General features: G+C 67.8%; 23 protein-coding genes. 12 read left to right on the forward strand and 11 right to left on the reverse strand.

The window, feature by feature from the left end; translation table 11 throughout:
* Nucleotides 1–58: 58 nt before the first annotated feature.
* The 6 genes from DK847_RS05560 to DK847_RS05585 all read right to left on the reverse strand — a co-directional run bounded on the left by DK847_RS05560 (nucleotide 59) and on the right by DK847_RS05585 (nucleotide 6,559).
* Nucleotides 59–1,726 carry a thiamine pyrophosphate-binding protein gene (locus DK847_RS05560; RefSeq protein ID WP_111196676.1) on the reverse strand — a complete coding sequence of 556 codons (1,668 nt, stop codon included), beginning with the start codon at nucleotides 1,724–1,726 and terminating at the stop codon, nucleotides 59–61.
* The gene (gene hisD / locus DK847_RS05565) at nucleotides 1,723–3,048 is read right to left on the reverse strand and encodes a histidinol dehydrogenase (RefSeq protein WP_111196678.1); all 1,326 of its coding nucleotides are present in this window, start codon (nucleotides 3,046–3,048) and stop codon (nucleotides 1,723–1,725) included. Before hisD ends, DK847_RS05560 begins: the two co-directional genes overlap by 4 nt.
* Before the next feature lie 11 nt (nucleotides 3,049–3,059).
* Complete coding sequence (puuE, locus tag DK847_RS05570) at nucleotides 3,060–3,974, reverse strand: allantoinase PuuE (protein WP_111196680.1); 915 nt, start codon at nucleotides 3,972–3,974, stop codon at nucleotides 3,060–3,062.
* Nucleotides 3,975–3,984: 10 nt separating this feature from the next.
* Nucleotides 3,985–4,998, reverse strand: coding sequence for an SIS domain-containing protein (locus tag DK847_RS05575; RefSeq protein WP_111196681.1), 1,014 nt, complete (start codon nucleotides 4,996–4,998; stop codon nucleotides 3,985–3,987).
* Nucleotides 4,998–5,657: a TerC family protein gene (locus tag DK847_RS05580; RefSeq protein ID WP_111196683.1), complete on the reverse strand. Its 660-nt coding sequence runs from the start codon at nucleotides 5,655–5,657 to the stop codon at nucleotides 4,998–5,000. Before DK847_RS05580 ends, DK847_RS05575 begins: the two co-directional genes overlap by 1 nt.
* Before the next feature lie 74 nt (nucleotides 5,658–5,731).
* Nucleotides 5,732–6,559 carry a phosphogluconate dehydrogenase C-terminal domain-containing protein gene (locus tag DK847_RS05585; protein ID WP_111196685.1) on the reverse strand — a complete coding sequence of 276 codons (828 nt, stop codon included), beginning with the start codon at nucleotides 6,557–6,559 and terminating at the stop codon, nucleotides 5,732–5,734.
* A gap of 103 nt (nucleotides 6,560–6,662) precedes the next feature.
* Between DK847_RS05585 and DK847_RS05590 the strand changes: the two genes are divergently transcribed.
* The 10 genes from DK847_RS05590 (at nucleotide 6,663) to otnC (ending at nucleotide 17,184) form a co-directional block, all read left to right on the forward strand.
* Nucleotides 6,663–7,433 carry an HpcH/HpaI aldolase family protein gene (locus tag DK847_RS05590; RefSeq protein WP_111196687.1) on the forward strand — a complete coding sequence of 257 codons (771 nt, stop codon included), beginning with the start codon at nucleotides 6,663–6,665 and terminating at the stop codon, nucleotides 7,431–7,433.
* Nucleotides 7,430–8,473 (forward strand): NAD(P)-dependent oxidoreductase, encoded by a 1,044-nt coding sequence (locus DK847_RS05595; RefSeq protein ID WP_111196689.1) that lies wholly within the window; start codon nucleotides 7,430–7,432, stop codon nucleotides 8,471–8,473. The genes DK847_RS05590 and DK847_RS05595 overlap by 4 nt, the downstream gene beginning before the upstream one ends.
* A gap of 74 nt (nucleotides 8,474–8,547) precedes the next feature.
* Nucleotides 8,548–10,005 carry an ABC transporter substrate-binding protein gene (locus DK847_RS05600; protein ID WP_161957164.1) on the forward strand — a complete coding sequence of 486 codons (1,458 nt, stop codon included), beginning with the start codon at nucleotides 8,548–8,550 and terminating at the stop codon, nucleotides 10,003–10,005.
* A gap of 90 nt (nucleotides 10,006–10,095) precedes the next feature.
* Nucleotides 10,096–10,497 carry a DUF2306 domain-containing protein gene (locus DK847_RS05605; protein WP_111196693.1) on the forward strand — a complete coding sequence of 134 codons (402 nt, stop codon included), beginning with the start codon at nucleotides 10,096–10,098 and terminating at the stop codon, nucleotides 10,495–10,497.
* Nucleotides 10,498–11,382: a carbohydrate ABC transporter permease gene (locus tag DK847_RS05610; RefSeq protein ID WP_111196695.1), complete on the forward strand. Its 885-nt coding sequence runs from the start codon at nucleotides 10,498–10,500 to the stop codon at nucleotides 11,380–11,382.
* Entirely contained in the window at nucleotides 11,379–12,221 is an 843-nt protein-coding gene (locus tag DK847_RS05615; RefSeq protein WP_111196697.1) for a carbohydrate ABC transporter permease, read from the forward strand. The genes DK847_RS05610 and DK847_RS05615 overlap by 4 nt, the downstream gene beginning before the upstream one ends.
* An 18-nt stretch (nucleotides 12,222–12,239) precedes the next feature.
* Complete coding sequence (locus DK847_RS05620) at nucleotides 12,240–13,313, forward strand: ABC transporter ATP-binding protein (protein WP_111196699.1); 1,074 nt, start codon at nucleotides 12,240–12,242, stop codon at nucleotides 13,311–13,313.
* Nucleotides 13,314–13,321: 8 nt separating this feature from the next.
* Nucleotides 13,322–15,289 carry a D-apionate lactonase family protein gene (locus DK847_RS05625; RefSeq protein ID WP_111196700.1) on the forward strand — a complete coding sequence of 656 codons (1,968 nt, stop codon included), beginning with the start codon at nucleotides 13,322–13,324 and terminating at the stop codon, nucleotides 15,287–15,289.
* A gap of 3 nt (nucleotides 15,290–15,292) precedes the next feature.
* The gene (gene otnK, locus DK847_RS05630; protein WP_111196702.1) at nucleotides 15,293–16,552 is read left to right on the forward strand and encodes a 3-oxo-tetronate kinase; all 1,260 of its coding nucleotides are present in this window, start codon (nucleotides 15,293–15,295) and stop codon (nucleotides 16,550–16,552) included.
* Nucleotides 16,549–17,184, forward strand: coding sequence for a 3-oxo-tetronate 4-phosphate decarboxylase (gene otnC / locus DK847_RS05635; protein WP_111196704.1), 636 nt, complete (start codon nucleotides 16,549–16,551; stop codon nucleotides 17,182–17,184). Before otnK ends, otnC begins: the two co-directional genes overlap by 4 nt.
* A gap of 6 nt (nucleotides 17,185–17,190) precedes the next feature.
* Here otnC and DK847_RS05640 read toward each other — a convergent pair whose 3' ends face one another.
* Genes DK847_RS05640 through DK847_RS05660 form a run of 5 tightly spaced genes read right to left on the reverse strand, consistent with a single transcriptional unit; the run spans nucleotide 17,191 to nucleotide 21,713 of the window.
* Nucleotides 17,191–18,489, reverse strand: coding sequence for a glycosyltransferase family 4 protein (locus DK847_RS05640; protein WP_111196706.1), 1,299 nt, complete (start codon nucleotides 18,487–18,489; stop codon nucleotides 17,191–17,193).
* Nucleotides 18,486–19,196 carry a glycosyltransferase family A protein gene (locus DK847_RS05645; RefSeq protein ID WP_111196707.1) on the reverse strand — a complete coding sequence of 237 codons (711 nt, stop codon included), beginning with the start codon at nucleotides 19,194–19,196 and terminating at the stop codon, nucleotides 18,486–18,488. The genes DK847_RS05640 and DK847_RS05645 overlap by 4 nt, the downstream gene beginning before the upstream one ends.
* Nucleotides 19,193–20,314 carry a hypothetical protein gene (locus DK847_RS05650; protein ID WP_111196709.1) on the reverse strand — a complete coding sequence of 374 codons (1,122 nt, stop codon included), beginning with the start codon at nucleotides 20,312–20,314 and terminating at the stop codon, nucleotides 19,193–19,195. Before DK847_RS05650 ends, DK847_RS05645 begins: the two co-directional genes overlap by 4 nt.
* The gene (locus DK847_RS05655; protein WP_111196711.1) at nucleotides 20,311–21,294 is read right to left on the reverse strand and encodes an HPr kinase/phosphorylase; all 984 of its coding nucleotides are present in this window, start codon (nucleotides 21,292–21,294) and stop codon (nucleotides 20,311–20,313) included. The genes DK847_RS05650 and DK847_RS05655 overlap by 4 nt, the downstream gene beginning before the upstream one ends.
* A gap of 5 nt (nucleotides 21,295–21,299) precedes the next feature.
* Nucleotides 21,300–21,713, reverse strand: coding sequence for a PqqD family protein (locus DK847_RS05660; RefSeq protein WP_111196713.1), 414 nt, complete (start codon nucleotides 21,711–21,713; stop codon nucleotides 21,300–21,302).
* Between the two features lie 96 nt (nucleotides 21,714–21,809).
* Here DK847_RS05660 and DK847_RS05665 point away from each other — a divergent pair, with 96 nt between their 5' ends.
* Together DK847_RS05665 and DK847_RS05670 are read left to right on the forward strand one after the other, a co-directional pair.
* A complete protein-coding gene (locus DK847_RS05665; protein ID WP_111196715.1) occupies nucleotides 21,810–22,946 on the forward strand; it encodes a nucleotidyltransferase family protein in 1,137 nt (378 codons plus the stop codon).
* Between the two features lie 91 nt (nucleotides 22,947–23,037).
* Nucleotides 23,038–24,135, forward strand: a complete 1,098-nt coding sequence (locus DK847_RS05670; RefSeq protein ID WP_245414532.1) for an alanine racemase — start codon at nucleotides 23,038–23,040, stop codon at nucleotides 24,133–24,135.
* Nucleotides 24,136–24,140: the final 5 nt, after the last annotated feature.

The following is a 24,140-nucleotide window of genomic DNA, read 5'->3' on the forward strand; positions in this document are numbered from 1 at the left end:
CTCGGGGGCCCTGCCGTCAAGTTTTCCTATCTGGCCGTTTTGCTATCGGGCCGCTTTCCTATTTGGCCAGGGCGGCGTTGCGGATGTCGCTCAGGCTGCGGGCAGGCGTGATGGCCTCCGGGTCGATGAGGCAGTGGATGATGGCCGGCTTGCCGCTGGCCCGGGCGCGCGCCAGGGCGGGGCCGAATTCGGCGGTCGCCCGCACGGTTTCGCCATGGCCGCCATAGGCGCGCGCGAGAGCCGCGAAATCCGGGTTCTTCAGCTCGGTCGCCGAGATGCGGTTGGGGTATTCCCGCTCCTGATGCATGCGGATGGTGCCATACATGCCGTTGTCGACCACCACCACGATGACGGGGAGGTCATATTGCATCAGGGTGGCGAATTCCTGGCCGTTCATCATGAAGCAGCCGTCGCCCGCAAAGGCGATCACATTGCGGTGAGGCTGCAGCGCCTTGGCAGCGACCGAGGCCGGAACGCCATAGCCCATGGTGCCCGACGTGGGGGCGAGTTGCGAGGCGAAGGCGCGGAAGGGCCAGAAGCGGTGCACCCAGGTGGCGTAGTTGCCGGCACCGTTGCAATATACGGTGTCGGCCGGCATCACCTCCCTGAGCTGCGCCATGACGCCCGCCATCTGCAGGTCGCCCGCCGTCCTGATCTTCGACGGATCACTCCAGGCGAGATACTCGGCATGGGCGGCCTTGGGCGCGCCCGCCCAGGTGACCGTGTTGGGCTTCGGCAATTCCGCCGCAGCGGCCGCGAAGGCCTGCGGCGTCGCCAGGATGCCGAGCCCCGCGCGATAGACCTTGTTCAGTTCCTCCGCACCCGGATGGACATGGACGAGCTTCGACCCGTCGCCCGGAATGTCGAGCAGCGTGTAGCTCTGCGACGGCATCTCGGAGAGACGGCCACCCACCAGCAGCACGAGGTCGGCATCCTTCACCCGCTCCAGCAGCTTCGGATTGGGGCCGATGCCGAGGTCGCCCGCGAAATTGGGGTGGTCCGCGGGAAACAGCATCTGGCGACGGAAGCTCACCGCGACGGGCAGATCGAAATTCTCGGCGAAGCGCACGAGGTCGTTGACCCCCTGCTCGCTCCAGCCCGACCCGCCGGCGAGCACGATGGGGCGCTCGGCGGCGAGCAGGCGGCGCTGCAGCGCCTCCATGTCGGCCTGACCGGGCTTCATCACCACCGGCGCATAGGGCAGCGCGTCGGCCACCTCCACCTCGTCGGTGAGCATGTCCTCGGGGAGTGCCACCACCACCGGGCCGGGGCGGCCCTGGGTTGCCACATGGAAGGCGCGGCTGACGAGTTCCGGGATGCGCTCGGCGCGGTCGATCTCGACCACCCACTTGGCCATGGAGCCGAAGACCGCCTTGTAGTCGATCTCCTGGAAGGCCTCGCGCTCCTTCATGTCGCGCGCCACCTGGCCCACGAACATGATGAGGGGTGTGGAATCCTGCGAGGCCACATGCACGCCGCAGGAGGCATTGGTGGCGCCGGGGCCGCGCGTGACCATGACGATGCCGGGCGCCCCCGTGATCTTGCCGGCGGCCTCGGCCATGTAGGCGGCCCCGCCCTCCTGGCGGCACACGATGGTCCTGATGTCCGCGTCATGCAGCGCGTCGAGCACCGCGAGGTAGCTTTCGCCCGGCACGCAGAAGACATGGCTCGTGCCATGGATCTTCAGCTGGTCGACGAGGATCTGGCCGCCGGTGCGCCTGGTCATTTGTTGGTCCTCAGCAGGCGGGCGCGGGTTTCCGACACGGCATTGGCATGGCCGTCGAAGCCCTCGTAACGGGCGATGACCTCGCCGTGCCTCGCGAGCTCCGGATAGCCCTTGGCCGTGACATAGGCGACCGAGGTGCGCTTCATGAAGTCATGCACGGTGAGCGGCGAGCCGGTCTTGGCCCAGCCGCTGGTGGGCAGCACGTGGTTGACGCCGATGGTGAAGTTGCCGAGCGTCGGCGGCGTGTGGCGGCCGAGCAGGATCTCGCCCGCATTCTCGAGGCGGCCCAGATACTGGAAGGGCTCGTCGGAGTGGACGCCCAGGTGCTCCGGCGCATAATCGTTGCAGAAGGCGATGGCCTCCGCCTCGTCGCGCGCCAGCACGATGCCGCCCATCGGGCCGCCGAGCACGGCGGAGGAATATGCCACGCGCTGCTCGCCCATCTGCTTCCAGAATTCGGGGATCGCCTGCATCGCGTCCTCGGCCACCTTGCGGCTCCACGTCACGAGGAAGGCGGAGGAGTCCGGCCCGTGTTCCGACTCGATGATGAGGTCGAGGCCGGCGAGACGGCCATCGGCCGTGTCATCCGCCAGCACGATCAGCTCGCTGGGGCCCGCCGGCGTACCGACGTCGATCACATGCGAGCACAGGCGCTTGGCGGCCCCCACCCAGGGGCTTCCCGGCCCGACGACCTTTGCGCATTTGGGGATCGTCGCCGTGCCATAGGCCACCGCGGCGATGCCTTGCGCGCCGCCCGCCTTGAAGACCCTGGAGACACCCGCCATGCGCGCCGCGACCAGCGTCGCGTCATCGATGTGTCCGTCAGGCCCGGGCGGGGTGATGATGCAGATCTCCTTCACCCCCGCCACGTGCGCGGGGATCGACTGCATCAGCACGGATGATGGGAAGGCTCCCTTGCCGCGCGGGATGTAGCAGGCGACGGAGGGAATGGCTGTGGTGCGGTCGCCTGCGAAGACGCCGGGGCGGATCTCGTGGAACCACATTTCCTCCGGCTTCTGGTCTTCGTGGAACTTGCGGATATTGGTGGCCATGAAGGCCAGCGCCTCCTTCACCTTCGGGTCGAGCGTCTTCTCGGCGCGGGCGAAGTCGGCCTCGGTGGCGGCGAGGGCATCGGCCTCCACCGGTGCCTTGTCGAACTGGCGGGCGAAGCGCGCCACGGCCGCGTCACCCTCATGGCGCACGGCGTGGATGATGGGCTTCACCTTCTCCTCGAATTCGGTGAGGTCTGCCTCGGCGCGCTTCAGCAGCTGGTCGCGCGCGGTGCGCGTCATCTTGGAAAGGTCGTGGAAGGAAATGGCCATGCTGCGTCCGATCAGAGTGAGCCGAAGGTCTTGTGCCAGTGCCGCGCGATGTCGATGCGGCGCGGGATCCACACCTTGTCGTGGCCCAGCACGTAGTCGATGAATTTCGCCAGCCCCAGCGCCCGGCCCGGCCGGCCGACGAGGCGGCAGTGCAGGCCCACCGACATCATCTTCGGCGAACCGCGGCGGCCTTCCTCATAGAGGCAGTCGAAGCTGTCCTTGAGATACTGGTAGAAATGTTCGCCGGTGTTGAAGCCCTGCGGCGTGGCAAAGCGCATGTCGTTGGCATCGAGCGTGTAGGGGATCACGAGGTGCTTGCCGCCATCCCGCTTCTTCAGGAAATAGGGCAGGTCGTCGGAGTAATCATCAGAGGAGTAGAGGAATCCGCCCTCCTCCATGACGAGCTTCGTGGTGTTCATCGAGCAGCGGCCGGTATACCAGCCGAGCGGGCGCTCGCCCGTCACCTCCGTGTGCAGCCGGATCGCCTCGGCGATCTGGCGGCGCTCCTCGTCTTCCGGCATGTCCTTGTGCTCGACCCATTTGAGGCCGTGGCTGGCGATTTCCCATTGGGCTTCCTGCATCGCCTGCACCTGCTCGGGCGAGCGCGCCATGGCGCTGGCCACGCCATAGATGGTGAGCGGCACGCGGCGTTCGGTGAACATGCGCCACAACCGCCAGAAGCCGGCACGCGCGCCATATTCATAGATCGACTCCATGTTCCAGTGGCGCTGGCCCACCCAGGGCTGGGCGCCGACGATCTCGGAGAGGAAGGCCTCGGAGGCGGCATCGCCGTGCAGGATGTTGTTCTCGCCCCCCTCCTCGTAGTTCAGTACGAACTGCACCGCGACATGGGCGCCGCCCGGCCATTTGGGATCGGGGATCGCCCGGCCATAGCCCTTCATGTCGCGCGGGTAGGAGGTGGTCATCGCGTGCTCCTCAGTAGGATACTTTCTTGTAGTAGCGCCTCGTGGTGAGCGGATGGTTGCGCTTCACCTCGAGATGCGCCGAGAGGCGTTCGAGAATGGTGGCGAGGACCACGGGCGACACCAGCGCGCGCGTTTCCGCCGACACGCCGGGCATGGCGAAGCGCGCCGTGTCCAGCACCGTCACCTTGTCGGTGAAGTCGCGGACGAATTTTTCAACGCGGTCGGTGAGCGGGCGATAGGCATCCTCGCCCTTGAAGACGATGACACTGACGCCCTTCTCGACGAGTTCCAGCGTGCCGTGGAAGAAATCCGCCGCATGCACGGGACGGGTCCTGATCCACTGCATCTCCTCGAGGATGCACATGCCGTAGTACCAGGCCTCGGCCCAGCTGCCGCCGGCGGCGGTGATGATGTGATAGGGCTCCGTGCGGAAGGCCTCGGCGAGGCGTTCCGCCTCCGGCTCGAAGGCCCGCTTGGCGGCGAGCAGGTGCTGCGGCAGCGTTGCGAGCTCGGCGACGGTGCCGTCATAACCGGGGAACTCGCTACGATGCGCCATGACCGAGAGGGCGACCAGCAGCGACTGGAGATAGAAGGACTCGGAAGACGTGTCGTCCTCGGCGAAGTTGACGAAGGCGTGGTCGGCCTTCAGGCCGAGCGGCGTGTCGCTGTGGCCCACCAGGGCGATGACGGTGGCGCCGCGCTCCCTGCAATAGTCCAGGGTCGCCACCGACTCCTTCGTGGTGCCCGAAAGTGACGGGATCACCACGATCGAATCCCTGCCCAGCGCATGATGGCCGCTGGCGACGAGTTCCGCCGCGATTTCCATGAAGGCCGGAAAGCCCGAGCGGCGCTGCAGCATCAGGGCTGCCGGCTGCATCAGGATCGCCGCACCGCCGGTGCCGAGGAAGAAGATGTTCTTCGCACCCCCGGCCAGCGCAGCGCCGATGGCGGCATGGATCGGGCCTGCCAGCGCCAGTGCGCCGGACTGGATTGCCAGGAAGCGGTCACGATCGAAGTTCAGCATCAGGTGAGCACCGGATAGAGTTCGAGAATGCCGCGCCAGATCATGTCGAGCGCCACATAGAGGATGATGGCGAGGCCGACATAGGCGATCCAGCGGTGGCGGTTGAGCAGCCGGGCGATGAAGGAAGCGGCAAGGCCCATCAGCGCAATCGACAGCGCGAGGCCGATGACCAGCACGCCCGGGTGCTCGCGCGCCGCACCGGCGACGGCGAGCACGTTGTCGAGCGACATCGAGACATCGGCGACGATGATCTGCCAGGCCGCCTGGGCGAAGCTCTTGCGCGGCGCGCCGCCGGCGATGGCGCCGTCGGCGTTGACGTCCTCGCCGGTGACGGCTTCGACTCCGGCTTCCTCGCCATGGCCGTCGCGCAGCTCGCGCCACATCTTCCAGCTGACCCACAGCAGCAGGATGCCGCCGATGAGGATGAGGCCGAGGAGCTGCATCAGCTGGGTGGCGATGCCGGCGAACAGGATGCGCAGCACGGTGGCCGCGATGATGCCGACGAAGATCGCCTTGTTGCGCTGGTCCCGGGGCAGGCCCGCCGCGGCAAGGCCGATGACCACCGCATTGTCGCCCGCCAGCACGAGGTCGATCATGATGACCTGGCCCAGCGCCCAGAGGGCCTCGCCCGTCAGCAGGGACTGCACGAATTCAAGCATGTGATACTCCTTGCGGCTTTCAGCACCAACGGGGCGGAAAGCGCAAGGGTTTCCTGCGGGTGAGCCCTATGCGCTCAGGTGATCCGCTTGATCGAGGCGGCGATTTCCTGGGGTTCGAAGACTCGCTTCCAGTCGTCCCGCATCAGCATGGGCTTGCCGAAGGTGATGGCCTTGTTGCAGGCGTCCGAGAACACGCCCGGCTGCTCCTTGAAGATCACCGCGGCCAGGATGTTCATGTGGCCCAGGAGGAAGTCGCGCGCCGCCTCCGCCGGGACGCCGCGGGCCACTACCTCGTCCATTGCCTCGCGCATGACGTCGAGGAGCGAGGCGACCACGGTTTCGGACAGGCCCGGCTCCAGCAGCGCCATCTGCTCCACCGTCACCCGGTGCGAGCGCATGACGGGGGCCCAGATGGTGCGCGCCACCTCCTCGCCCAGCGCATAGTGCTCCTCCGGCCCCTGCATGAGGGCGGAGACGATGTGCTGCTTCGCCGCGATGCCGCCGAAACGGTCGAGCTTCGCCTCCATAACCGTCTCGTCGTTGAAAATCGGCGGGTGGCAGGGGTGGGTGACGAAATAGGTGAGGTCCGGCCGCTCCGGCAGATGACCCGCAAAGGGCGCCGCGGCGTCGAGCACGACGACCATGGTGCCGGGCTTCAGCAGGTGGTTGATCGACTGGGCCACCTTGCCGATGTGGGTGTCCGGCACCGCGAGGATGGCCACCTCGGCGTCGGCCAGCGCCACCTCGGGCGAGACGCATTGCACGCCGAAATCCTGCGCCAGCCGCGCCCGGCCCGGCTCGCTCACCTCGACGTGCCGAACGGTGAAGGCGGAGTCCTTCAGGTTGCGGGACAGGCGGTGGCCCATTTTGCCACCAGCCCCGAAGAGAGCGATTGACGTCATGCAGAAACCTCGGATAGCGTTTAGCTCTGCTTACATGCTACTGGTATGACAAGTCAATCAGTGTGACCCGGAGCCAACCGGGCCGTTTGGGAGGACGACCCCGATGGGGCTCAAGGAACTCGCGCGCGCGCCGGGGCCGAAGATCGGCAATTTCATCGTCGAGTTTGCCACGCCGGGCATCGGCCACATCATCAAGGCTGCGGGGCTCGACTTCGCCTTCTTCGACATGGAGCACTCGGGCTTCTCCTTCGAGACGCTGAAGAGCGCCATCCGCTATTTCGAGGCGGCCCAGGTGCCGCTCATCGTGCGCGTTCCCGCCCAGGAGAACGACATGCTGGCCCGGGCCTGCGACATGGGCGCGGAGGGGCTGATCGCGCCGATGATCTCAACACGCGCCCAGGCGCAGGCGATGGTCGATTCGGTGAAGTATTTCCCGGAAGGCAAGCGCGGGGTGGGCCTGCAGATGGCCCATGACAACTACCGCGCCGCACCGGTGGCGGATGCCCTGAAGGCCGCCAACGCCCGCACCGCCGTGATCTGCCTGATCGAGACGGCGGAAGGGGCCGAGAACGTCGATGCCATCGCATCGGTGAAGGGTGTCGACGGCTTGTGGGTCGGCCACTTCGACCTTTCGGTGTCGCTTGGCATTCCGGGCGAGTTCACCCACCCCGCCTTCACCGCCGCCATCGACCGCATCGTCGCGGCGGCCGGGAGCCACGGCAAGTTCCTCGGGCGGCTGGTGCCCACCCCCGAAGCGGGCATCGCCTTCTACAGGCAGGGCTTCGACTTCATCTGCTATTCCGGCGACATCTGGGTGCTGCGCGACGGGCTGGCAGCGGCGGGCAAGGCGATCCGCGAGGGGGTGAAGCCATGAGCGCGTTCCGCGTCGCGCTGTCCGGCGACTTCCGCAAGGCGGACGGCACGCCCACCTTCCCCGATTTCGACCTGACACCGCTCACATCGGCCAGGAACGTCGAGACGGTGTTCCTCGACAATGCCTCGCCGCTGAGGCCCGAGCAGTTGCAGGATTTCGACGCGCTGATCCTGCTCGCCCACCGCTTCGATGCCGCGAGCGTGCCGACCTCCGGCCGCCTTGCCGTCATTGCGCGCTTCGGCGTTGGCTATGACACGGTGGACGTTCCGGCCTGCACGGCCAACGACATCGCGCTCGTCATCACGCCCGACGGCGTCAGGCGGCCCGTTGCCGTCTCCATCCTCACCTTCATCCTGGCGCTCACCGGCAAGCTGATGGTGAAGGACCAGCTCGCCCGCTCCGGCCCTGCGGGCTTCGCGGCGCGCGGGAGCCATATGGGCGTGGGTCTCGTCGGCAAGGTGCTGGGCTCGCTGGGGGTGGGCAATATCGGGGCGGAAATGTTCCGCCTCGCCCGGCCCTTCGACATGCGCTTCATCGCGCATGATCCCTTCGCCGACCCGAAGCTGGCCGCCGAACTCGGCATCGAGCTCGTGTCGCTGGAGGAGTTGTTCCGGCGTGCCGACATCCTCTGCGTCAACTGCCCGCTGACACCGGAGACGCACCACATCGTCAGTGCCGAACGCCTCGCGCTGATGAAGCCCACCGCCTATTTCATCAACACGGCGCGCGGGCCGATCGTCGACCAGAAGGCGCTCACCCGTGTACTGCAGGACCGCAAGATCGCCGGCGCCGGCCTCGACGTGTTCGAGCAGGAGCCGACGGACCCGGATGACCCGCTGCTCAAGCTCGACAACATCATCGTGGCGCCGCACGCCCTGTGCTGGACCGACCAGTGCTTCGCGGGCAACGGGGCCGCCGACGTGAAGGCGGTGCTCGACGTGATGAAGGGCCAGGTGCCGCGCGGCGTGGTCAACCGGGATGTTCTGGACAGGGAGGGTTTCAAGGCCAAGCTCGCGGGCTTCGGCACGCGCTTCGGCTGAAGGAGAATTCCCCGGCCAACGGGGAAACACGAATGGCTGCCGTGGGGCCGCCGTTCACAATGGGAGGAAGGACGATGGTTACAAGACGTGACGTGGGCAAGATTGGCCTTGCGGCCGGGCTTGCCGGTTCGACCAGCTTCGCGGCCCGCCAGGCCGCCGCGGCAGACGCAGCGCAGGTGGCGGTGGACGCCGCCAAGCAGTATTCCGGCCAGACGATCTCCATCGTCTGGGAGGCGGGCCTGCAGGCGCTGGACCCCCTCAACTTCTCCGGCCCGAAGTGGAAGGAACTGACCGGCATCGACATCAAGGTGGTCGAAGTCTCGACCGCCGAGATGTTCACCAAGATCATGCAGGACTACAAGTCGGGTGCCGGCGCCTATGACGCGCTGAACGTCATCCCGTCCTGGATGCCGGACCTCGCCAATGCCGGGGCCCTCGAGGTGCTGGACCCCTATGTCGACAAATACGGCTACCGCGAGGAACTGCAGAAGATCGCCGCCACCTACCGCGACAACCAGATGATGGTGAACGGCAAGATCTATGGCCTGCCGGATGATGGCGACGTCTTCGTCATGTATTACCGCAAGGACATCTTCTCCGACCCCGCGGTGCAGGCGGCCTTCAAGGAGAAGACCGGCAAGGACCTCGCCGTGCCCACCACCTGGGCCGAGTTCGACGCCACCGGCCCCGTGCTGACGGACATCCTCAAGGACAAGGGCACCTATGGCGCCGGCTTCTTCCGCCAGCCGCCCTACACCATGTTCATGTTCCAGGAGCGCTTCCGCAACGAGGGCGGCAAGTTCTTCGACGCCGACTCGATGAAGGCGACGATCAACTCCGACGTGGGCGTGAAGGTGCTGACCGACATGCGCGCCGAAAATGCCTGGATGCCGCCGGGCGTCGAACAATGGGGCTTCGTGGAGAACCTCGCCGCCTTCCTGCAGGGCCAGACGGCGATGACCATTTCCTGGCCGCCCTATGGCCGCTGGGCCGCGGGCTATGGCACCGACCAGGAGGTGCTGAGCTGGGTTCCGAAATCGACGATCGCCGGCAAGGTGGGCTATGCCATGCCGCCGGGCGGCCACCCGGAACTGGCGGCGGGCTTCTGCCTCTCCGTCGCCTCGACCTCGAAGAACAAGGATGCCGCCTATCTGTTCATCCAGTGGCTGAACAGCGAGTCGATCTCGATGGAGCGCGTGCAGCTGCCCTATGCGCTGCGCGACCCGTTCCGCGACTCGCACTTCGTCTCGCCCGAGTATCTGGCCAAGTGGCCCGATGCCAAGGACTACCTCGCGGCCCTGCAGGCCGGCGCGCAGAACGGCCTGCTCGACCTGTCGCTGCTGCAGACCGACAAGTACGAGGAGGTGCTGCGCCAGATGATCTCCAAGCTGTGGGCGGGCGATGACCCCAAGGCCATCGCCGACGCGGCGGCGGCCGAGTGGGACGCCATCACCGAGAAGATCGGCGTCGACAAGCAGAAGGAGGTCTATGCCAACTGGGCCTCGAAGTCGGGCGCCTATCCGAAGATGTGAGCATGCCGCGTGTCCCTCCCCCCGCGGGGAGGGACACCGCTTCTGCCTGACCCTTGCCGGGCGGCGCAATTCACGGGACAAAGGGACGGCATGTCACTCGAGCCCCTCATCACCGCATCGCTGCCCGTCCAGATTCATGCCTTTGCGGCGCTGGCGGCACTGGTGCTGGGTGCCGCGCAACTCCTCCGCCGCAAGGGCGGCGGGGCTCATCGCGCCATGGGTTATGTCTGGGCGACCCTGATGCTGGTGATCGCGATATCCGGACTGTTCATCCATGAAATCCACATGATCGGGCCGTTCAGCCCCATCCACATTCTGTCGCTGGTCATCCTGGTCACCGTGCCGCTGGGCGTCATCCGCGCCCGGCAAGGCAGGATCGTTGCCCACCGCAGCACCATGCTGAACATCTATTGGATCGCCCTCGTCGGGGCAGGCCTTTTCACCATGCTGCCTGGCCGGATCATGGGCCAGGTTCTGTTCGGAACCCACTAGATGCAGCTTGCAGCCCACCACCCGCCGGACCGGAACTTCAAGTACTGGATCATCGCGCCCGCGGTGTTCCTGCTGCTGGCGGTCGGGCTGTTCCCGCTGATCTATTCACTCGTCGTGTCCTTCATGCGCATCGACATGATGGACACCGACACTTCCTTCGCGGGTCTCTACAATTACAAGCAGTTGTTCAAGGATGCGCGGCTCTGGCAGTCGCTGCTCCACACCCTGATCATCACCGCCGTGGCGCTGCCGCTGGAACTGATCCTCGGCCTCGCCATGGCCTATCTCTTCCTCGAGCGCATGCCGGGGCGGCAGATCTTCGTGTCGCTGCTGGTGCTGCCCACCATCATCTCGCCCATCGTGGCGGGCGCCACCTGGCGGCTGCTGCTCGACAACCAGTATGGCCCGATCAACCAGATCCTCGGCTGGTTCGCGGGCCAGCGGGTGAACCTGCTGTGGACGATCAATCCCCACCTCGTCTATCCCGCCATCATCTTCTGCGAGATCTGGCAGTGGACGCCCTTCATGTTCCTGATCCTGCTCGCGGCCCTCTCCAACGTCGACAAGTCGCAGACGGAAGCCGCCGAGATCGACGGCGCCTCCTTCCTGCGCACCTTCCGCTACATCGTGCTGCCGGCGATCTGGCCGGTCATGGCGATTGCCATCCTGATCCGCGGGCTCGACCTGTTCCGCATCTTCGACATCATCTGGGCGCTCACCATGGGCGGGCCCGGCACCATGACCGAGACGATCTCGATCTATACCTATAACCAGGGCTTCAAGCAGTTCGAGACGAGCTACACGGCGGCCATCGCCTTCCTCGTCATCGCCATCCTTACCGTCGTCGTCACCTGGGCCATCCGCAGAATGGGACTCGCCAAATGAGCGCCACCCTGCCCTTCCACCGCAGGCCGGGAACACGGCTGGCCCTGCGCTATCTGCTGGCGCTGGTCCTCACCGTGATCTTCGTCTTCCCGGTCTACTGGCTCTTCATCATCTCGTTCAAGACGCCGGACGAGATCTTCGCCTTTCCGCCGGTGTGGTATCCGAAATCGCTGCAGCTCGCGAACTACCATGTGCTGTTCAAGGACGGCGATGCAGCCACCGTCGGCAACAGCCTGATCCTCGCCTCGGTGTCGACCTTCTTCGCCATGATCCTCGGCACCATTGCGGCCTACAGCCTGGTGCGCTTCCGGACGGGGGGCGAGAACCTGGCGGTGTGGATCATCTCGCAGCGCATGATGCCGCCGGTGGCGATCGTGTTCCCGATCTTCCTCGTCTATGTCTGGCTTGGCTGGGTCGACACCTATGTCGGGCTCATCGTGCTCTACACCGCCTTCTCGCTGCCCTATGTCATCTGGATGATGCGCGGCTACATCGAGGACATTCCGCTGGAGCTTGAGGAATCGGCGCTGGTCGACGGCTGCACGCGCGCGCAGGTGCTGTGGAAGGTCGTCTTCCCCATGGCGCGCACCGGGCTCTTCGCCACCGCCGTCTTCACCTTCGTCTTCGCCTGGAACGACTTCCTCTTCGCGCTGGTGCTGACGCGCACCGAGGTGACCACCTACACCGTGCAGGTGACGCATTACTTCGGCGGCCAGTCGAACTTCTGGGCCAAGATCGCCGCCATGTCGGTGCTGGGCACCATTCCCGTTTTCTTCACCGTCGCGGTGATGCAGCGCTACCTGGTGCGCGGCATCTCCATGGGCGCCGTGAAGGGCTAAGAGATTGAAGGGCTAGAGATGTCGGACCTCAAGATCACCAAGCTCAACAAGCATTATGGTGCCTTCCATGCGGTGAAGGGCATCGACCTCGAGGTGCCGTCGGGCGAGTTCACCGTGCTGGTGGGGCCTTCGGGCTGCGGCAAGTCAACCCTGCTGCGCACCATCGCGGGGCTGGAGGAAGCAAGTTCCGGCACGGTCGAGATCGGCGGGCAGGACGTGACCTGGGCCAGGCCGCGCGACCGCAACATCGCCATGGTGTTCCAGAACTACGCGCTCTACCCCTATCTCAACGTGAAGGACAACATCGCCTTCGGCCTGCGCTCGCGCAAGGTGGCGGAAGCGGAGGTCGAGAAGCGGGTGAAGCGCGCCGCCGAGATGCTGGGGATCGCGCATCTCCTCGCCCGCTTCCCGCGCGAGCTTTCGGGTGGGCAGCGCCAGCGCGTGGCCATCGGCCGGGCCATCGTGCGCGACGCCATCCTCTATCTCTTCGACGAGCCGCTCTCCAACCTCGATGCGCAGCTGCGCGACGACATGCGCGTCGAGATCAAGCGCCTGCACCAGGAGCTTGGCCGCACCATGATCTATGTGACGCATGACCAGATCGAGGCCATGACGCTCGCCGACCGCATCGTGCTGCTGCGCGACGGGCTGATCGAGCAGCAGGGCGCACCGCTCGACCTGTTCGAAAGGCCGAAGACGCGCTTCGTCGCGGGCTTCCTCGGCAGCCCCAAGATGAACTTCATTCCCGCCACCCTCACCGAAACCGGCGTGGCTTTGAGCGACGGCACGGCGCTCGAACTGCCGGGCCGCAGGGGGCTCAAGGCGGGCCAGGCCGTGGTGCTGGGGCTGCGGCCGCAATATATCTCGATGGCGGGACAGGCGCTGGCGCCGGGCCACGCCCGCGTGCCCGTCACCATCGAGCTCGTGCAGCCCACCGGTTCGCGGGTGCAGGCCACCATGCCGCTGGGCGGCGCCTCGATCATCGCCGAACTCGCCGCGCATGATGTTTCCCGCCCCGGCGAGCGGACGGCGATTGACATCGACATGACACGTGCGGTCATCATCGATCCCCAGAGCGAACAGGTCATTTGAGGACACCCATGGCGAAGAGCACCCTCACCCGCGCAGTGAAGCTGACCGGCACCGACGTGGCCGAAGGCAAGCGCCGCACCCTGACGGCGGGGCCGATCACCGCCATGTTCGACAATGGCGCGCTGCGCTACATCCGCTACCGGGGCGCCGAGGTGCTGCGCGGCATCGCCTATCTGGTGCGCGACAAGGACTGGGGCACCTATGCGCCGGCCATCGAGAACCTCAAGATCAGGCAGGGCAAGGACGGCTTCTCCATCAGCTATGCCGCGACCACGAAGGACAAGGCGCAGGGCCTCCATTACGTGGCGAAGATCGAGGCCAGCGCGAAGGGCACGCTGAGCTTCACCGTCACCGGCACGCCGCTCACCGACTTCCTCACCAACCGCACCGGCTTCACCATTCTCCACCCGCTCAACGGCGTGGTCGGCGAGCCCGTGGAGATCGTCCACACCGACGGCCGCAAGAAGAAGGGCCGCTTCCCCAAATTCATCAGCCCCGGCCAGCCGGTGTTCGAGATCCGCTCGCTGAAGCACCAGGTGGTGCCCGGCGTCACCGCCACGGTGCTGATGGAGGGCAACAAGTTCGAGATGGAGGACCACCGCAACTGGATGGATGCCTCCTACAAGACCTATGTCTGCTCGCTGCTCGACCCCTGGCCCTATACGCTGAAGAAGGGCGAGGCCTTCACCCAGACGATCACCGTGACGATCGAGGGCAAGCCCGCGGCGAAGAAGGGCGCCAGGGCGGCCTCGGGCCTCGGCGTCGATGTGGGCGGGGTGAAGGGCATGATCCCGGCCATCGGCGTGGGCGTGCCCATGGCGGAAGCCGCCCATGCGCTCGCCAAGGCCGACCTCATCGCCGCCATGGATGCCAATCACCTCGTCTGCCAGATCGACGGGCGCCAGAAGAACCAGCGCGAGGCCGCGGCCGCCTTCCGCGAACTGCGCGAGCGCACCGGGGCCCTCTCCTTCCTCGAGATCGTGCTGCCCGCGAAGAAGCCCGCGGCGGAGGAAGTCGCCGCCATCGCCAAGGAGCTGCGCGCCGCGGATTACAAGCCCGATGCCATCGTGGTCACGCAGGTGCATGACCTCAAGTCCTTCCAGCCCAACACGCCGCGCCCCTGGGGGCCGAGCTACGAGGAAATGGCGGCGGCGGTGCGCAGGGAATTTCCCGGCGTCACGCTGGGCGGCGGCATGCTGTCCTTCTTCACCGAACTCAACCGCAAGCCGGTGCCGAAGGGCGTGTTCGACTTCATCACCCACACGGTGTGCCCCATCGTCCACGCGGCGGACGATATCTCGGTGATGGAGACGCTGGAGTCGCTGCCCTCCATCATCGCCTCCACCCGCAACATGATCGGCAAGGACACGCCCTATCTGCTGGGGCCTTCCTCCATTCCCTGTCGCGACAATCCCTATGGCGCGGTGGTCTCCGCCAACCCTGGCAATTCCCGCGTCTGCCTCGCCGACATGGACCCGCGCCAGCGCGGCCTCTTCGCCGCGGCGTGGAATGTGGGCCTGCTCGCGGCCTTCGCCAAGGGCGGGCTCGATGCCGTGGCGCTGGGCGCCGTCACCGGCCCGCAAGGTGCCATCTACCGCAAGGCGGAGCATGCGCAGCCCTGGTTCGATGGCGCCAGGGCCGAGGTCTATCCCACCTATCACGTGCTTGCTGGCCTTGCGGCGGCGAGCGGCAACCGCCGGCGCGACGCCGTGTCCAGCGCGCCCTCCACCATCGCGGCCGTGGCGCACAAGTCGCCCGAAGGCAGCGAAGTCTGGCTCGCCAATCTCACGCCCGAGGCGCAGAAGGTGAAGGTCTCGGGCCTTGAAGGTGCCGCCGAAATCCACCGCCTGTCGGATGCCAACTTCCAGAAGCTGGCGACGACGCCCGACTTCCTGCTCGGCCAGGGCGAGAGGGTGAGGAAGGTTTCGGGCGTCGAGCTCGGCCCCTATGGCGTGGTCCGCATCCGCACGGCCTAGACCATGATCCTGGGCTGCATCGCCGACGACTTCACCGGGGCCACCGACCTCGCCAACACGCTCACCCGCCGCGGCATGCACACGGTGCAGACCATCGGCATTCCGCAGGGCGCTGCCCCCGAGGCCGATGCCGTGGTGGTGGCGCTGAAGTCGCGCACCGTTCCGGCAGCGGAGGCCGTGGCGCAGTCGCTCGCCGCCTGCCGCTGGCTGAAATCCCATGGCGCGCGCCAGATCTTCTTCAAGTACTGCTCGACCTTCGATTCGACGGATGCTGGCAACATCGGCCCGGTGGCCGATGCGCTGCTCGACGCGCTGGGCGCGGGCTTCACCATCGCCTGCCCGGCCTTCCCGGAGAACGGGCGGAGCATTTATCTGGGCCACCTCTTCGTGGGCGGCGAACTCCTGTCCGACTCGCCCATGAAGAACCATCCGCTCACCCCCATGCGCGATGCCAGCCTCGTGCGCGTGCTGGGGCGGCAGACGCCGCACAAGGTGGGGCTGGTGCCCTACCGCACGGTGAAGCAGGGTGCCCCCGCCATCGCCGAAGCCTATGCATCGCTCGCGGCGCAAGGCATCCGCCACGCCATCGTCGATGCGCTGGAGGACCGCGACCTGGAGCACATCGGTGCGGCGTCCTCCGCCTTGCCGCTCATCACCGGCGGTTCGGGCGTCGCCATCGGACTGCCGCAGAACTATCTCACGGCGCGGCTCATCCCCAGGCGTGAGGGGGCGGCGGCGCTGGACAAGGTCGGCGGGCCCGGCATCGTGCTGTCTGGCTCCTGCTCCGCCGCCACGCTGGGCCAGGTCGAGCGCTTCGCCGCCACGCACCCTGCACGGGCCATCGACCCGGCGGCCCTGGCGGCCGATCCGGAGGCGACGGTGCGCGATCTTCTCGCCTGGGCCACGGCCGCGCTGAAGCAGGGCCCGGCCCTGATCTATGCCTCGGCCCCGCCCGACAAGGTGGCCGCGGTGCAGGCGCAGTTCGGCCGCGACAGAGCAGGCGCGATGATCGAGCAGGCGATCGCCCGGCTCGCCCAGGGCCTTGCCGCTGACGGCGTGCGGCGCTTCGTGATCGCGGGCGGGGAAACCTCCGGCGCAGTGGTTTCGGCGCTGAAGGTCGAGGCGCTCGAGATCGGGCCGCAGATCGCACCCGGCGTTCCGGCCTGCCTCGCCCATGGCGCGCCGCGTTATGCGCTGGCGCTCAAATCCGGCAACTTCGGCGGCCCGGACTTCTTCGGCCAAGCCCTCGAGGCACTGGCATGAGCGAGGCACAGGCGCGTGAGCTGATCTGCGAGATGGGCCGCTCGATGTTCGAGCGAAGGCTGACCTTCGGCTCCTCCGGCAACATCTCGCTGCGCACCGATGACGGCTGGCTGATGACGCCCACGGGCTCGTCCCTCGGCCGGCTGGACCCCGCCCGCCTGTCGAAGCTCGATGACACGGGCAGGCTCGTCAGCGGCGATGCGCCCACCAAGGAAAGCTTCCTGCACCTCGCCATGTATCGCGAGCGGGCGAAGGCGGGTGCCGTGGTGCACCTCCATTCCACACACTCGGTGGCCGTCTCCTGCCTCGACGGCATCGACCACGAGGACGTGCTGCCGCCGATCACCGCCTATTACGTGATGCGCGTGGGCAAGCTGCCGCTGATCCCCTATTACGCGCCCGGCGACAAGGCGCTGGGCGAGGCCGTGGGCCGCGCCGCCGCCAGACACAATGCCATGCTGCTGGCCAATCACGGCCCGGTGGTGGCAGGCACCAGCCTCTCCGCCGCGGTCGATGCCATCGAGGAGCTGGAGGAGACGGCGCGGCTCTACCTGCTCCTGCATGGACGCCCCACACGCTACCTGACGCCGGAACAGGTGGAGGACCTGAAGCGCCGCTTCCCGCCGCAGTAGGTGGCCTCAGCCCCGCCCCAGCCTGCCCTGCAGGGCCATGGCCCAGTGCGCGAGTGTCTCCTCTCCCGGGTAGCTGTTGGCATAATGCATCACCCCACCCTCGCCGTGCAGCAGGATGCCGGGGTTGAGCGGCACCTCCGGCGCGGGTGCCGCGGGTCCTTCGCCGACGCGGTGAAGGAACTGGCCGGCCTCTCCGCCGAGCGACTGGAGAAAACGTTGCGAAGGTGAAAGTCCGGCACCCGGCAGCGGCGGGCGCCGCCGCTTGGGCTTCCCGGCAAGTCCGGCATAGAGGCCGGCCATGGTTGCGGCATTGCGCCGAGGATCGAAGCGTTGCAGCGCCATGCTGCGGGCCGCGCCGCCGATGCGGCTGCGCAAGGCGCCATCCCCGGCCAGGCGCATGAGGGCCGCGGCGAACCCGTTACAGTCCTGCGCCACGAAACCGGTGACGCCCTCCTCGATCCAGCCGGTTGCCGCCGTTCCCGCCAGCAGCACCGGCGGAAGACCTGCCCACATCGCCTCCTGCAGCGCCTTCTCGCTGGTGACGTAGCTGCCTGCGGCCAGCGGATAGGCAAAGATGTCTGCCTCGGCGAAGGCCTCGGCAATGTTTTCCACATGGCCATGGAAGCGGACGCGGGCACCGGCCCTGCGCATCTCGAGGTCATGCTTCAGCCGCTCCAGGGTCGCGGCGTCACCGTCGCCATAGAGATCGAAGGTGACATCGGGGTGATGGGTGGCGGCCACGATGTCCGGAAACGCGGGGCTCAGCTTGGTGGCGGCAAGGCTGCCGAGATAGGCGATGCGCAGGCCCTGGTGCGGGCGCGGCGCATGGCCTGCGAGGCGCGTCATGTCGGAGAGGGCCGGAATGTGGTGCACGTCACCATGGCCTTTCAGACTGGCGCCGTGGCCGGGAGGTGCCGAAAGCACCCAGCAATCGGCCAGTGCCACGAGATCGGGATACAGGATGTGCGGCAAGGTGTTGCCGGCGATCGCCGCGCGGATGAGCAGGCGTGCCGGCGGCAGGTCGCGGCGCAGCAGGTCAAGCAGAAGCGGGTGGTTCCAGTAGGTGACCTCGACGATATCCGCCGCGGCGATCTCGCGCGCCAGGTCTTCCGGAAGCGGGTTCACCACCAGCACAACGCCCAGCCGCCGCGCGCGGATGAACAGCGGCGCGGATACCGGCGTGTCGAGCACCACCACGCGGCGCGTCATGCCGCCGGGCAGGTCCTTGTCATGGCGGGCGATTTCCAGGATGCCGCGTTCGGGCCCGCCGCCGATCCAGCGCGGGATGATGTGCAGGATCCTCATGCGCCGCCACGCCGGGCGCGCGCGATGAAGCGGCGGGCGATGAGCATCATCTCGGCGCGATAGGCCGCCACGTCGGTGGACAGGCTGCCGGGCCGCAGGCCCTTCTCGAGCACGAGCTGCGGGATGACGAGCGGCGGCCCCAGGGCCTGCGCCGCGCGGAGGATCCAGTCGCCATCGGCACCGATGCGCAGCGCCGCATCGAAGGGGCCGACGGACTGGAAGGCGTGGCGGCGGATGAGCATGGCGCCCGGTGTGAAGCCCGGGTGCTCGGCGCCCTCGACGCGGCGCACCGGGGCGGCGGATGCATCACCCGCGACGGAGACGAAGCGCACCTGGCCCGTTGCCGCCCAGATGTCGGGCCTGAGGCGCAACGCGGCGAGCCGCAGGGTGATCGCGCCCGGCGTCCAGCGGTCATCGGCATCGCAGAAGCCGATGAGCGGCGCGGAGGATGACGCCACCGCCTCGTTGCGCGCCGCGGCCAGGCCGCGCGTGGATTGATGAAGGATGCGCAGGCCCGGCAATGCCTGCCGCCGCGCCTCGGCCTCGGCGATGGTGTCATCGGTCGATCCGCCATCGATGAGGATCACCTCCGGTGGCGGCCCCGCAAGACCGGCGCATGCAGCGGCGACACTGTCCAGCGCCGCGCCGATGGTTGCCCCGGCGTTCAGGCTCGGAACGATGATCGAGAGCATGGCAGCATCCGTCATGATGCGGGCCCCGGCTGTCCTGCGCCGTCGCCCAGTGCATGCCGCCAGCGCCCGATGGCGGCGGGATCGACGCCGGTTCGGCCAAGGTGCTCGATCAGCCGTCGCGTCTCTTCCATGTGGCGGAACGGCAGCAGATGCAGGCGCAGCGCGGCATCGAGCGGAAGATCGCCGCGCCGGGCCAGGCGGCGGGCCATGGCGGGGTCGCGGCTGCGCACCAGAAGCTCGAGCAGCACGCGCGCGCGGTCATAGGCGGGGTCATCGGCCCCTTCGGCAAGCAGGCGAAGACATGGCGGCGCCAGCAGCGCATCCGCCGCCGCCCGATCGGGATAGGTTCCGCGCGGCAGGAAGAACAGCATGTCGTCGCCGTCCCTGGTGATGGTCGCGTCGGGCCCCAGGCCCAGGTTGTGCACGAGATTGACCGGCGACACGATGGCAATCCGCCCAGAGATTGCCATGCGCAGCGACCACTCGACATCCCATGACAGGCTGGTCACCTGCCGCGCCTGATCGAGATAGAAGGTGAAGAGCGCCGCGAGTGCCGGATCGAAGCCACGGGCCGCCACGTCCTCGCAGGCCGTGGCGCCGGGTTCGCCCTTGAAGGTCTGGCGGATGGCGCGCCACCGGTCCCGCCATGTGGCCCAGCCATAGATGCCGCCGCGGCGGCTGGGAATTCCGGCGGTGCCTGGCATGACATCCGGCCACCACACCAGCGGATTGTGACCTGTCAGCATGGCCACGTCGTCCCGGTTTTCATAGGCCGCGAGCATGCGGGCCGCCCAGCCGAAGAAGCGCGGATCGGCGTCGATGTCGTCTTCGAGAATGATGGCGCGCTCGACCAGCCCGAAGGCCCAGTCCAGCCCGGTGAGGATGCGCCTGCGGCAGCCGAGATTGCCTGAGGCCGCGTCGCGGCGGATTTCGCAATCCCAGTCGATGCGGTCGAGTTCGGCCCGGGCGCGGGCACAGGCCTCGGCATCCGCCGGATCGCCGCGCTTCGGCCCATCGGCCACGATCAGCAGCTGCCGCGGCCTCAGCCGCCGCAACCCGTCGACCAGCCGGCGGACCATCCGGGCCCGGTTGTAGATGATGCAGACGATCGGCACATCCACCGGCCCGATCATGCCATGACCTCGCCGCCAGCGAGCAATGCGCCGAGAGCCGCGTCGATGCGGGCGAAGTCCCAGCCGATGCGCATGCGCCAGGCCGGCACCATGCGGGACAGGCCCGCCAGCTGCCGGACCCAGTCGGCCGAGGGGCCATGCGCCTGCAGCGCGGGGGCCAGCGCTGCCTGCCACGGCACCAGCGCATCCCGCCGCGCCATGGCCTCCGGCTCGTAAAGCCGTCCGGCTTCGGGCGAGACCCAGACGACGCCGGCGAGATCAGCCTCGTGCGCCATGGCAATGGCGGGGGGAAGACGGCGGGCATGCTTGCCGTGATGCGTGATGCCGATGTCCTGCCAGTCGCGGGCCTGAAGCCGCGACAGGGAATTGCCGGTGACCACGGCCGTGGCATAGAGGCTCGCCACCCGTGGACCGGCAGCCTCGCGGTAGAGGAAGCAGCGGTCATCGCCCACCAGACTCCAGCCGCGCTCCGCCAGGGCCAGCGCGGTGGTGGTCTTGCCGCTGCCGCTGTCGCCCAGCAGGATCAGCGCACGGCCGCCCCGCGCAATGCCGGAGGCATGAATGGGAAGAATGCCCCGGCTCGCGGCCCAGGCGGAAATCACCTCGACCCCCGGCCGCGCCTGCAGGCTGCCGTCCAGCCCCTGCGACCGGTCGAGGACGACACGCGCCATCGCCGGTTCGCCGGCATCCGGCGCGGCCAGCACCAGCGACTGGAGATGGCGCGGATTGGGCGCAAGCCAGAGATGGGCGTCGCCCCGGCGGCGGTGCTGCGAGGCCAGTGCCACGTCCTGCAGGGCCTCGTCCACGGCTGCCGGATCGATGCGGAAGGAGACGGTGAGGTCGGCCGGCCCGCGCTGTTCCTCATCCCGCCTCGCGAAGGACTGAGCGAGGTGGGCGGTCTCCGGCGGCAGTTCGATGTCGATGGCCTGCCCGGCAAGCGACGTGCGCATGCGCTTCGCGGCGAGTGGCTGCTGCGACACGCCTGTCAGTCGCGGCCGTCGAAGGGCCAGCCGCGCTGGGGGTCGATGTCGTGGATGGGATCCATGGTGATGATGCTGGTCATGTCGTCATACTGCGTCAGAAGGAATGACCCGAGGTCTGCCGGCCACTGGCCCGTGGTGTCCGGCAGTTCGGTCGCGTCGTCGACAGCGGCCTCGGACGCCAACCCCAGCGCCAGCAGACGGTCGAGGAAATCCTGCGCCTCCCGAACGGCACCGCCGCGTGACTGAACCGCGGCGATGAGCGCATCGCGGCCGGCCCCCCGGGTGATGCTGTCCCACAGCACGGCTGCCCCCTGTTCGAGCAGGAAAAGGCGCCCGCTGACGGTGTCCATCACGATGGTCTCGCCGTCGAGGGGATCGCTGACAAACCGCTTGCCGTCGACGTCGAACCGAATCATGGCCACTCTTCCCCACTGGCATATAAATGGCCTCTGAGCTTATGTGGTGAGCAGGCAGCACACAAGGCGGCACCGGCGCGTGACGCGGGAGACGGAATGAGCGACGAGACGGCCGGCACAAGGGCACTGCTGACCTCCTTCCTCGGCGGCCCGGGCAGCGACAGCGGCTGGTCGCTGCTGGCGCCGCGCATCCATGCGCCCGACGATCTGTCGCCCCTTGAAAGGACCCTGCTGCCGCTGGCCTTCGAGCGCTGGCGGCAGGATGGCCGGGCAATCGACAGCATGCACGTGCTGCGCGGCATTCACCGCAAGACCGTGGTGAGGAACCGGCTGTTCCTGCTTGAATCCGCAAGGTCGTTGGCCGCGCTGCGCGCCGCGGGCGTCGATGCGCTGGTGTTCAAGAGCGGCGGCCTTCTGGGCCGCCTGCTGCCCGACACCGGCCTGCGGCCCATCGCCGATATCGACCTCTGGGTGCGGCCCAGCCAGATCAGGGCAGCGACGCGCGCGCTCGGCACGGCCGGAGCCTCGCCCGGCGAGGACCACGCGGTGACGATCGAAATCGCCAGCGGCCTGCAACTGGACCTGCACAGCCTGCCAAGCCACATCCACACCAGCCGCCTCGCAACGGCGGCGAGCGCCGAAGCGCTGTTCGACAGCGCCTGGGCGCAGCGTGAAGACGGCGCCCTGTCGGCGGCCGACCTGCTGTATTTTTCATTCCTCAACCCGCTCTACTCACACCCTCCGGGCGGGGCGCGGGCCGCCTTCGCCCTCCTCGAACTCGCTGCGGCCCTGGGCGCACTGCCCGTCACTGACGACGTTCTGCAAGGCGTCCTGCGGCGGGTGCAGGATGACGGGTCGGCCGCAGTGTTCCTCGAGCACGCCTCGTGGCTGGGCCCCGGCGTGTCACCCGCCATCGACCGGTTCATCGCCACGGCGGTGCAGCCTGCTGCCACGCCGCATGACATCGAACTGGCACTCCGGCTGTCGCGCCAGGCCCGGAACACCGCGGGGCTCAGCGTCCACCAGCGCTGGCTTCGCACCCATGCGCGTGGCGAGGCGCTGGCCTCGCGCCGCATGCCCGGCGGAACGCCCGCCACCTATTCCGGCGTGGCCCGGCACTTCCTTGGCGTGATGCGGCGCAATCCGCGCATGCTGCTGGTATGGGCCGGACGCCCCAGCAGCTGGCGGCGCCTGTGGCACATCGGGCGCCATGTCGCCGGGGCGGATTCCTGAGCGTTCCGTTGCGCCGCCCCTCCCCGGGCGCGCAGCGGGTTCGCGCTGGCGGCGGTTCCCTCCGCAGCTGAACCACCCTATGATCCGCGCCATGGACATGCTCGCTCATTTCACCCTCGCGGATGCAGGCCGCCGGCTCGAGGATCTTGAAACCCCCGTTCCGGTCATCGACATCGACGTGGTGGAGCGCAATCTGCGCCGCTGGCAGCAACGCTGCGACGAGGCGGGCCTCGCCAACCGCCCCCACATCAAGACGCACAAGCTTGTGCCGCTGGCGAAGGCCCAGATCGAACTCGGCGCGAAAGGCATCACGGTGCAGAAGCTGGGCGAGGCGGAGGTGATGGCTGATGCCGGCATCACCGACATGCTGCTCACCTTCAACGTGGTGGGCGGCCACAAGCTGGGCCGCCTCGCCGACCTCGCCAGGCGCACCGCCATCAAGCTGGTGGCCGACAACGAGGCGGTGCTCGAAGGCCTGTCGCAGGCGGCGGCGCAGGCGGGCCGCGGCATCGAAGTGCTGGTCGAATGCGACACTGGTGCCGCCCGCAACGGTGTTCAGAGCCCCGCGGCGGCGATTGCCCTGGCGCAGGCCATCGACCGCATGCCGGGCCTTGCCTTCGGCGGGTTGATGACGCTGCCGAAGAACGGCGCCCGGCAGCAGATGGCAGAGTTCCTTGGCGAGGCGCAGGCCGGGCTGGCGGCGTCGGGCCTCGATGTTCCCACCGTTTCCACCGGCGGCTCGCCCGACATGTGGAAGGACGACGGGCTGGCGCAGGTGAGCGAATATCGCGCCGGCACCTATATCTACATGGACCGCATGCAAGTCGCCGCGGGGTCCGCCACGCCGGATGATTGCGCGCTGACGGTGCTGTCGACCGTGGTCAGCGTGCCGACGGGCGACCGCGCCATGATCGATGCGGGCTCGAAGTCGCTCACCAGCGATCTCGTCGGGCTCGAAGGCTATGGCGAAGTGCGTGCGCTGTCCGGCGCCCGGGTCTACAATATGTCTGAGGAACATGGCTTCCTCGACATCTCGCGGCTCAACCACAAGCCGCGCGTCGGCGACCTCGTCCGCATCACGCCCAACCACGTCTGCCCGGTGACCAACCTGTTCGACAAGGTCGTGCTGGTGCGTGGCAGCGAGGTGCTCGGCGCCGTCAGGGTCGATGCGCGCGGCACGGTGCAGTAGCGCGC

The organism is Aestuariivirga litoralis (assembly GCF_003234965.1).
In the GTDB taxonomy this organism is placed as follows: Bacteria; Pseudomonadota; Alphaproteobacteria; order Rhizobiales; family Aestuariivirgaceae; genus Aestuariivirga; species Aestuariivirga litoralis.

Excerpts from the sequence above, each read along its gene's own strand:
- DK847_RS05595 (WP_111196689.1), top strand. The coding sequence starts at position 7,430 with ATGAGCGCGTTCCGCGTCGCGCTGTCCGGCGACTTCCGCAAGGCGGAC.
- hisD (WP_111196678.1), bottom strand. The coding sequence starts at position 3,048 with ATGGCCATTTCCTTCCACGACCTTTCCAAGATGACGCGCACCGCGCGC.
- otnC (WP_111196704.1), top strand. The coding sequence starts at position 16,549 with ATGAGCGAGGCACAGGCGCGTGAGCTGATCTGCGAGATGGGCCGCTCG.
- DK847_RS05600 (WP_161957164.1), top strand. The coding sequence starts at position 8,548 with ATGGTTACAAGACGTGACGTGGGCAAGATTGGCCTTGCGGCCGGGCTT.
- otnK (WP_111196702.1), top strand. The coding sequence starts at position 15,293 with ATGATCCTGGGCTGCATCGCCGACGACTTCACCGGGGCCACCGACCTC.
- DK847_RS05645 (WP_111196707.1), bottom strand. The coding sequence starts at position 19,196 with ATGACGGATGCTGCCATGCTCTCGATCATCGTTCCGAGCCTGAACGCC.
- DK847_RS05650 (WP_111196709.1), bottom strand. The coding sequence starts at position 20,314 with ATGATCGGGCCGGTGGATGTGCCGATCGTCTGCATCATCTACAACCGG.
- DK847_RS05560 (WP_111196676.1), bottom strand. The coding sequence starts at position 1,726 with ATGACCAGGCGCACCGGCGGCCAGATCCTCGTCGACCAGCTGAAGATC.
- DK847_RS05575 (WP_111196681.1), bottom strand. The coding sequence starts at position 4,998 with ATGCTGAACTTCGATCGTGACCGCTTCCTGGCAATCCAGTCCGGCGCA.
- DK847_RS05615 (WP_111196697.1), top strand. The coding sequence starts at position 11,379 with ATGAGCGCCACCCTGCCCTTCCACCGCAGGCCGGGAACACGGCTGGCC.
- puuE (WP_111196680.1), bottom strand. The coding sequence starts at position 3,974 with ATGACCACCTCCTACCCGCGCGACATGAAGGGCTATGGCCGGGCGATC.
- DK847_RS05665 (WP_111196715.1), top strand. The coding sequence starts at position 21,810 with ATGAGCGACGAGACGGCCGGCACAAGGGCACTGCTGACCTCCTTCCTC.
- DK847_RS05610 (WP_111196695.1), top strand. The coding sequence starts at position 10,498 with ATGCAGCTTGCAGCCCACCACCCGCCGGACCGGAACTTCAAGTACTGG.
- DK847_RS05625 (WP_111196700.1), top strand. The coding sequence starts at position 13,322 with ATGGCGAAGAGCACCCTCACCCGCGCAGTGAAGCTGACCGGCACCGAC.
- DK847_RS05660 (WP_111196713.1), bottom strand. The coding sequence starts at position 21,713 with ATGATTCGGTTCGACGTCGACGGCAAGCGGTTTGTCAGCGATCCCCTC.
- DK847_RS05585 (WP_111196685.1), bottom strand. The coding sequence starts at position 6,559 with ATGACGTCAATCGCTCTCTTCGGGGCTGGTGGCAAAATGGGCCACCGC.
- DK847_RS05670 (WP_245414532.1), top strand. The coding sequence starts at position 23,038 with ATGGACATGCTCGCTCATTTCACCCTCGCGGATGCAGGCCGCCGGCTC.
- DK847_RS05620 (WP_111196699.1), top strand. The coding sequence starts at position 12,240 with ATGTCGGACCTCAAGATCACCAAGCTCAACAAGCATTATGGTGCCTTC.
- DK847_RS05580 (WP_111196683.1), bottom strand. The coding sequence starts at position 5,657 with ATGCTTGAATTCGTGCAGTCCCTGCTGACGGGCGAGGCCCTCTGGGCG.
- DK847_RS05640 (WP_111196706.1), bottom strand. The coding sequence starts at position 18,489 with ATGAGGATCCTGCACATCATCCCGCGCTGGATCGGCGGCGGGCCCGAA.
- DK847_RS05605 (WP_111196693.1), top strand. The coding sequence starts at position 10,096 with ATGTCACTCGAGCCCCTCATCACCGCATCGCTGCCCGTCCAGATTCAT.
- DK847_RS05590 (WP_111196687.1), top strand. The coding sequence starts at position 6,663 with ATGGGGCTCAAGGAACTCGCGCGCGCGCCGGGGCCGAAGATCGGCAAT.